This window comes from Deinococcus cellulosilyticus NBRC 106333 = KACC 11606, assembly GCF_007990775.1.
Taxonomy (GTDB): domain Bacteria; phylum Deinococcota; class Deinococci; order Deinococcales; family Deinococcaceae; genus Deinococcus_C; species Deinococcus_C cellulosilyticus.
Genome location: NZ_BJXB01000022.1, coordinates 95,377 through 101,630, shown reverse-complemented (window position 1 = coordinate 101,630; position 6,254 = coordinate 95,377). Strand labels below are relative to the sequence as shown.

Below are 6,254 nucleotides of genomic sequence, written 5' to 3'. Positions count from 1 at the left end.
TTTCGCCATCCGTGAAGGTGGCCGTACCGTCGGTGCAGGCGTCGTCTCCAAGGTGCTTGAATAATGGTCGCTCCCAAGATTCGCATCAAACTTCGTGGCTTTGACCACCGCACCCTCGACCAGAGTGCGTCCAAGATTGTGGACACCGTGCGCCGCACGGGTGCCAAGGTGAGCGGACCCATTCCCCTCCCCACCCGCATCCGCCGTTTCACCGTGATGCGCAGCCCCTTCATCGACAAGGACAGCCGCGAATCCTTTGAAATCCGCACCCACAACCGTCTGGTGGACATTGAGTCCCCCACCAAGAAGACCATCGATTCCCTGATGACCCTGGATCTCCCCACCGGTGTGGACATCGAGATCAAGACCGTGGGTGGTGCACAATGACCAAAGGCATTCTCGGCACCAAAGTCGGGATGACCCAAGTCTGGAAAGGCGACAAGGTCGTTCCCGTCACCGTTGTGCTCGCTGGCCCCTGCCAGATCGTGCAACGCAAAACTGCTGCCACCGACGGCTACAACGCCATTCAGGTCGGTTACGGCGAGCAGAAAGAAAGCCGCCTCAACAAACCCGCTCTGGGCCACCTGAAGAAAAACGGTGCCAGTGCAGTGCGTTACCTCCGCGAATTCCGCGATTTCAACTTCGATGGTGATGTCCTCAAGGCTGACCTGTTCGAGCAGGGCGAAATCGTTGATGTGACCGGCACCTCCAAGGGTCGCGGTACCCAGGGTGTCATGCGTCGCTGGGGCTTCAAAGGCGGTCCTGCCAGCCACGGTTCCAAAAAATGGCACCGTCGCCCCGGTTCCATCGGTCAGCGCAAAACCCCCGGTCGCGTTTACAAAGGCAAGCGCATGGCTGGTCACTGGGGCGTTGAACGCATCACCGTTCAGAACCTCGAAATCATCGAAGTTCGTCCTGATGAGAACCTGATTCTCGTCAAAGGCGGCATCCCCGGTCCCAACGGTGGTCTGGTCATCCTCAAAGCTGCCGCCAAGGGAGGCAAGTCATGAGCCAGATCAAAGTGATCGGCAAAAACGGGGGTCGCGCTCTTGAAGTCGAGTTCCCCGAAGCCAAAGTCGGCATCCTGCACGACGTGGTGACCTGGCAACTCGCCAAGCGCCGCCGTGGCACCGCCAGCACCAAAACCCGCGCTCAGGTGAGCCGCGTGGGCAAGAAGATGTACAGCCAGAAGGGCACCGGTAACGCCCGTCACGGCGACCGCAGCGTTCCCACCTTCGTGGGCGGTGGTGTGGCCTTCGGCCCCAAACCCCGCAGCTACGCTTACACCCTGCCCCGCAAAGTGCGTCAGCTCGGTCTGGCCATGGCCCTCGGCGACCGCGCCACCACCGGCAAACTGTTCGCAGTGGACGGATTCGGCGTGGAAGGCAAGACCAAGCAGTTCGTGGCCTGGGTCAAAGAGAACGGCATCGAAGGCAGCATCTTCCTGGTGACTGACGACGTGAACGCCCGCCTCGCTGCCCGCAACCTCCGCAACGTCACCGCTGTGGCTGTGGAAGGCCTGAACGTCTACGACATCCTGCGCCATGACAACCTGGTCATCGACGCAGTGGTCCTCGAACCCGCGAAGGACGGTGAAGAATGAGCCATTTTGACACCATCAAAGCTCCTGTCGTGAGCGAGAAAGCTTTCGCTGGGATCGAGAACGGCGTTTACAGCTTCTGGGTTGACCCCCGCGTCACCAAAGTCGAAATCAAAGCTGCTGTCGAAGCAGTTTTCGGCGTCAAGGTGGACAGCGTCAACACCCAGAACCTGGTAGGCAAAGTCAAACGTGCAGGCCGTTTTACCGGCAAGCGCATTGACCGCAAAAAAGCAATTGTCAAACTCAAAGAGGGCCAGAAAATCGAAGCCCTTGAGAACCTGGTTTAAGGAGCGCTAGCATGGCAGTTAAGACGTACCGTCCATACACTCCCTCCAGGCGCTTCCTGACCACGGCTGATTTCTCGGGCCTGACCAAAAAGCGCCCCGAGAAGAGCCTGACCACCTCCATTCACAAGACCGGTGGACGCAACAACCGTGGTCGCATCACCAGCCGTTTCCGCGGCGGTGGCCACAAGCGCCTGTACCGCATCATCGACTTCAAACGCCGTGACAAGGCCGGAGTTCCTGCCAAAGTCGCCAGCGTGGAGTACGATCCCAACCGCAGCGCACGCATCGCCCTCCTGCACTACCTCGACGGCGAAAAGCGCTACATCCTGGCTCCTGAAGGTCTGCAAGTCGGCGCCACCGTGGTGAGCGGTCCCGAAGCAGAACCCAAGGTCGGCAATGCCCTGCCCCTGCGCTTCATGCCCGTCGGTGCCGTGGTCCACAACGTGGAACTGGTGCCCGGTCGTGGTGGCCAGATGGCCCGCAGTGCCGGTACGAGCATCCAGATCCAAGGTAAAGAAGGCGACTACGCGATCCTGCGCCTGCCCAGCGGCGAACTTCGCCGTGTGCACACCGAGTGCTACGCCACCGTTGGCAGCATCGGCAATGCAGAGCACAAGAACATCGTGATCGGTAAAGCTGGACGCACCCGCTGGCTCGGACGCAAGCCCTATCAGCGTGGCTCTTCCATGAACCCTGTGGATCACCCCCACGGTGGTGGTGAAGGTCGCACTGGTGTTGGCCGCACGCCTGTTTCCCCCTGGGGACAGCCTGCCAAAGGTCTCAAGACCCGCAAGCGTCGCAAGAACAGCAGCCGCTTCATCGTCGCTCGCCGGAAGTAATAAGGAGCCTGCATGCCTCGTAGCCTGAAAAAAGGACCGTTCGTTGATGGCCACCTGCTGGACAAAGTGGATGCCCTCAACAACAGCAACAGAAAACAAGTGATCAAGACCTGGAGCCGCCGCTCCACCATCGTTCCCGAGATGATCGGACACACTGTGGCTGTGTACAACGGCAAACAGCACATCCCCGTCTACGTGAACGAGCAGATGATTGGTCACAAACTCGGCGAGTTCGCCCCCACCCGCAACTACCGCGGTCACGGCGACGACAAGAACTCGAAATCCAGCAAGAGAAAGTAAGGAGGAGCCATGCAAAGCAAAGCCATTGCCAGATACATTCGCATTGCTCCGCGCAAAGTGCGCCTTGTCGTTGATGCCATTCGCGGCAAGTCCGTGAGCGAAGCCGAAGACCTGCTGCGCTTCATTCCGCGCGGCGCGTCCGACCCTGTGCTCAAAGTGCTGAAAAGCGCCAAGGCAAATGCCGTCAACAACTTCGACCTGATCGAAGACAGGCTGTACGTTGCCCAGACCTTCGTCAACGAAGGCCCCACCATCAAGCGCATCCTCCCCCGTGCTCGTGGTCGTGGTGACATCCTCAAAAAGCGCACCAGCCACATCACCATCATTCTGGAGGAACGCAATGGGTAACAAAATCAACCCCAACGGACTGCGTCTGGGCATCACCAAGGACTGGAACAGCCGCTGGTACGCTTCCAAGAAGGATTACAAGAAGCTTCTGAAAGAAGACGAACTGATCCGTGCCCTGGTCACCAAACGACTCGCCACCGCAGGCGTTGCCCGCGTGGAAATCGAGCGTGCTGGCCAGCAGATCAGCGTCACCATCAGCGCTGCCAAGCCTGGCGTTGTGATCGGCAAAGGCGGCGAGGCCATCAAAGCCCTCCGTCAGGCCATCGAAGGTCTGGTTTCCGCTGGCACCGTGGCTGTGAACGTGGCCGAAGTGGGCAACCCCAACCTGTCCGCTCCCCTCGTTGCCCTGCGTGTCGCCGAGCAGATCGAGCGCCGTTTCGCCTTCCGTCGCGCCATGAAGCAAGCTGCCCAGCGCGTGATGGAATCCGGTGCCCGTGGCGTCAAAGTCATCCTCGGTGGCCGTCTCGGTGGTGCTGAACAGGCCCGCGTCGAGAAAGTGCTGGAAGGCCGCGTGCCCCTCCACACCCTGCGCGCCGACATCGACTACGGAACCGCACTGGCCCGCACCACCTACGGCATCATCGGCGTCAAAGTCCTGGTGTTCAACGGTGAAGTGATCGGCAACCGCGGCGAAGTGCGTCCTGCACCCCAGCCCAAACCCCAGCGTGGCAACGAAGAGCGTGGCGCACAACGCCGTCGCCCCACTGCCCGCCGTCGTAAAGAAGGAGGCGAGTAATGCTTCTTCCCAAGCGCACCAAGTACCGCAAAATGTTCCGTGGTCGCATGACCGGTGCAACCAAGGGCGGCGAGTATGTGGCCTTCGGTGACTTCGGCCTGGTGGCCCAGGAACCCGCCTGGATCAAGTCCAACCAGATCGAAGCCTGCCGTATCGTGATGAGCCGTTACTTCCGCCGTGGTGGTAAAATCTACATCCGCATTTTCCCGGACAAACCCATCACCAAGAAGCCTGCCGAAACCCGAATGGGTAAAGGTAAAGGTGCGGTAGAATACTGGGTGGCTGTCGTGAAGCCTGGCCGCGTGATGTTCGAAGTCGCCAACGTGACCGAAGAGCAGGCCCGTGAAGCCTTCCGTCTGGCTGGACACAAGCTGCCCATCAAGACCAAGATGGTCAAACGCGAGGTTTACGATGAAGCTCAGTGAAATTCGCCAACTGAAGCCCGCTGAAATCGCGCAGGAAGTCGCAAGCCGCAAAAAAGAGCTGATGGAACTCCGCTTCCAGAACTCTGTCGGCCAGCTCGCCAACCCTGCTCGCATTCGCGAACTCAAGCGCGAAGTCGCCCAACTGCTGACCGTTACTGCGGAAAGCAAAGGCAAGTAAGGGAGATTAGGGATGCCCAAGAAAGTGCTCCAAGGTGTCGTTGTCAGCGACAAAGCGGACAAGACCGTCACCGTGAAGGTTGAACGCAGGTTCAAACACCCCCTTTACGGTAAAGTCGTGACCCGTTCCAAGAAATACGCTGCCCACGACGAGACAAACGAATACCACACCGGTGACATCGTTGAGATCATCAATGTCCGTCCCATTTCCAAGACCAAGACTTGGCAAGTGACCAAGCTGATCGAACGCGCCAGAGGTGAAGCATGATCATGCCTCAAACGCGACTCGACGTCGCAGACAACAGCGGTGCCCGTGAAATCATGTGCATCCGTGTTCTGAACAACGGCATCGGCGCGAAGGGTCTCACCACCGGGGGTGGCGGTAACAAACGCTACGCCGCAGTGGGCGACATCATCATCGCCAGTGTCAAAGAAAGCACCCCCAAAGGGAACGTGAAGTCCGGCGACGTGGTCAAGGCCGTTGTGGTCCGCACCAGCAAAGCCATTCAGCGTCCCGACGGAAGCGTGATTCGCTTTGACAAGAATGCCGCCGTGATCATCAACAACCAGGGTGAACCCCGTGGTACCCGTGTCTTCGGGCCCGTGGCTCGCGAACTCCGTGACCGCAAGTTCATGAAGATCATCTCCCTGGCTCCGGAGGTGCTCTAATGGGTCTTCACGTGAAGAAAGGCGACCTGGTTTACGTCGCCAGCGGTAAAGACAAAGGAAAGACCGGCAAGGTTCTCCTGGCGCTGCCCAGCGAAAACAAAGTGGTCGTTGAAGGCGTCAACGTGGTGAAAAAGCACGTCAAAGCCAACGCCAACAACCCCCAGGGTGGAATCGAAGAGCGCGAAGCTGCACTGCATGCTTCCAAAGTGCGCCTCGTTGACCCCGAGACCGGCAAGCCCACCCGCGCTCGTAAGCAAATTGTGGACGGTAAAAAAGTCCGCGTTGCCACGAAGAGCGGCAAAGTGATCGACTGAGGTTAATGCTGTGGACGCTCTGAAGAAAAAATACTACGACGAGGTGCGCGCTCAACTGCAACAGGAGTTTGGCTACGCCAGCATCATGCAGGTGCCCCGCATCGAGAAAATCGTCCTCAACCAGGGTCTGGGTTCCAGCAAAGAAGACTCCAAAGTCATCGACAAAGCTGCCAGCCAACTCGCCATCATCGCACTGCAGAAGCCTGTGATCACCAAGGCCAAGAAGAGTGTGTCCAACTTCAAACTCCGTCAGGGCATGCCCATCGGACTGAAAGTGACCCTGCGCGGCCAGCGCATGTACACCTTCCTGGAAAAACTGATCAACGTGGGTCTGCCCCGCATCCGTGACTTCAAGGGTGTGAACCCCAACAGCTTCGACGGACGTGGCAACTACAACCTCGGTGTGAAAGAGCAGTTGATCTTTCCCGAGATCACCTATGATATGGTGGATGCCGTGCGTGGTATGGACATCACCATCGTCACCAACGCTCGCACCGACGAAGAAGCCCGTGCCCTCCTGGGAGCACTCGGCGTTCCCTTCCGGAAGTAAGGTGGATTG

General features: G+C 58.9%; 14 protein-coding genes. All 14 read left to right on the top strand.

All coding sequences use genetic code 11. From position 1 onward, the window contains the following. Positions 1-63: 63 nt before the first annotated feature. From rpsJ to rplE, 14 genes are read left to right on the top strand one after another with little or no spacing between them, the layout of a single operon-like run. The gene (gene rpsJ, locus DC3_RS20995; protein WP_146887865.1) at positions 64-387 is read left to right on the top strand and encodes a 30S ribosomal protein S10; all 324 of its coding nucleotides are present in this window, start codon (positions 64-66) and stop codon (positions 385-387) included. Next, positions 384-1,010: a 50S ribosomal protein L3 gene (gene rplC, locus DC3_RS20990; protein WP_146887863.1), complete on the top strand. Its 627-nt coding sequence runs from the start codon at positions 384-386 to the stop codon at positions 1,008-1,010. The genes rpsJ and rplC overlap by 4 nt, the downstream gene beginning before the upstream one ends. Further along, a complete protein-coding gene (gene rplD, locus DC3_RS20985; protein WP_146887861.1) occupies positions 1,007-1,603 on the top strand; it encodes a 50S ribosomal protein L4 in 597 nt (198 codons plus the stop codon). Before rplC ends, rplD begins: the two co-directional genes overlap by 4 nt. Beyond that, on the top strand, positions 1,600-1,887 hold the full coding sequence (locus DC3_RS20980) for a 50S ribosomal protein L23 (protein WP_146887859.1): 288 nt from the start codon (positions 1,600-1,602) through the stop codon (positions 1,885-1,887). The genes rplD and DC3_RS20980 overlap by 4 nt, the downstream gene beginning before the upstream one ends. 11 nt (positions 1,888-1,898) lie before the next feature. Next, complete coding sequence (rplB, locus tag DC3_RS20975) at positions 1,899-2,726, top strand: 50S ribosomal protein L2 (protein ID WP_146887857.1); 828 nt, start codon at positions 1,899-1,901, stop codon at positions 2,724-2,726. Positions 2,727-2,738: 12 nt separating this feature from the next. Next, positions 2,739-3,026, top strand: a complete 288-nt coding sequence (gene rpsS, locus DC3_RS20970; RefSeq protein WP_146887855.1) for a 30S ribosomal protein S19 — start codon at positions 2,739-2,741, stop codon at positions 3,024-3,026. 9 nt (positions 3,027-3,035) lie between these two features. Continuing rightward, positions 3,036-3,374 carry a 50S ribosomal protein L22 gene (gene rplV / locus DC3_RS20965; protein WP_146887853.1) on the top strand — a complete coding sequence of 113 codons (339 nt, stop codon included), beginning with the start codon at positions 3,036-3,038 and terminating at the stop codon, positions 3,372-3,374. Then, complete coding sequence (gene rpsC, locus DC3_RS20960) at positions 3,367-4,110, top strand: 30S ribosomal protein S3 (RefSeq protein ID WP_146887851.1); 744 nt, start codon at positions 3,367-3,369, stop codon at positions 4,108-4,110. Before rplV ends, rpsC begins: the two co-directional genes overlap by 8 nt. After that, complete coding sequence (gene rplP / locus DC3_RS20955; protein ID WP_034341398.1) at positions 4,110-4,535, top strand: 50S ribosomal protein L16; 426 nt, start codon at positions 4,110-4,112, stop codon at positions 4,533-4,535. Before rpsC ends, rplP begins: the two co-directional genes overlap by 1 nt. Beyond that, complete coding sequence (gene rpmC / locus DC3_RS20950; protein WP_146887849.1) at positions 4,522-4,713, top strand: 50S ribosomal protein L29; 192 nt, start codon at positions 4,522-4,524, stop codon at positions 4,711-4,713. Before rplP ends, rpmC begins: the two co-directional genes overlap by 14 nt. A 12-nt stretch (positions 4,714-4,725) precedes the next feature. Beyond that, entirely contained in the window at positions 4,726-4,980 is a 255-nt protein-coding gene (gene rpsQ / locus DC3_RS20945) for a 30S ribosomal protein S17 (protein WP_146887847.1), read from the top strand. Further along, positions 4,977-5,381: a 50S ribosomal protein L14 gene (gene rplN / locus DC3_RS20940; protein WP_146887846.1), complete on the top strand. Its 405-nt coding sequence runs from the start codon at positions 4,977-4,979 to the stop codon at positions 5,379-5,381. Before rpsQ ends, rplN begins: the two co-directional genes overlap by 4 nt. Then, complete coding sequence (gene rplX / locus DC3_RS20935; protein WP_146887844.1) at positions 5,381-5,695, top strand: 50S ribosomal protein L24; 315 nt, start codon at positions 5,381-5,383, stop codon at positions 5,693-5,695. Before rplN ends, rplX begins: the two co-directional genes overlap by 1 nt. Positions 5,696-5,705: 10 nt before the next feature. Then, positions 5,706-6,245, top strand: a complete 540-nt coding sequence (gene rplE / locus DC3_RS20930; protein WP_146887842.1) for a 50S ribosomal protein L5 — start codon at positions 5,706-5,708, stop codon at positions 6,243-6,245. Positions 6,246-6,254 lie beyond the last annotated feature (9 nt).

Bases quoted from the DNA above. Each gene is read 5' to 3' on its own strand.
- rplB (WP_146887857.1), top strand. From the start codon at position 1,899: ATGGCAGTTAAGACGTACCGTCCATACACTCCCTCCAGGCGCTTCCTG.
- rplV (WP_146887853.1), top strand. From the start codon at position 3,036: ATGCAAAGCAAAGCCATTGCCAGATACATTCGCATTGCTCCGCGCAAA.
- rpsC (WP_146887851.1), top strand. From the start codon at position 3,367: ATGGGTAACAAAATCAACCCCAACGGACTGCGTCTGGGCATCACCAAG.
- rplX (WP_146887844.1), top strand. From the start codon at position 5,381: ATGGGTCTTCACGTGAAGAAAGGCGACCTGGTTTACGTCGCCAGCGGT.
- rplC (WP_146887863.1), top strand. From the start codon at position 384: ATGACCAAAGGCATTCTCGGCACCAAAGTCGGGATGACCCAAGTCTGG.
- rpsJ (WP_146887865.1), top strand. From the start codon at position 64: ATGGTCGCTCCCAAGATTCGCATCAAACTTCGTGGCTTTGACCACCGC.
- rplP (WP_034341398.1), top strand. From the start codon at position 4,110: ATGCTTCTTCCCAAGCGCACCAAGTACCGCAAAATGTTCCGTGGTCGC.
- rpmC (WP_146887849.1), top strand. From the start codon at position 4,522: ATGAAGCTCAGTGAAATTCGCCAACTGAAGCCCGCTGAAATCGCGCAG.
- DC3_RS20980 (WP_146887859.1), top strand. From the start codon at position 1,600: ATGAGCCATTTTGACACCATCAAAGCTCCTGTCGTGAGCGAGAAAGCT.
- rplN (WP_146887846.1), top strand. From the start codon at position 4,977: ATGATCATGCCTCAAACGCGACTCGACGTCGCAGACAACAGCGGTGCC.
- rplD (WP_146887861.1), top strand. From the start codon at position 1,007: ATGAGCCAGATCAAAGTGATCGGCAAAAACGGGGGTCGCGCTCTTGAA.
- rpsS (WP_146887855.1), top strand. From the start codon at position 2,739: ATGCCTCGTAGCCTGAAAAAAGGACCGTTCGTTGATGGCCACCTGCTG.
- rpsQ (WP_146887847.1), top strand. From the start codon at position 4,726: ATGCCCAAGAAAGTGCTCCAAGGTGTCGTTGTCAGCGACAAAGCGGAC.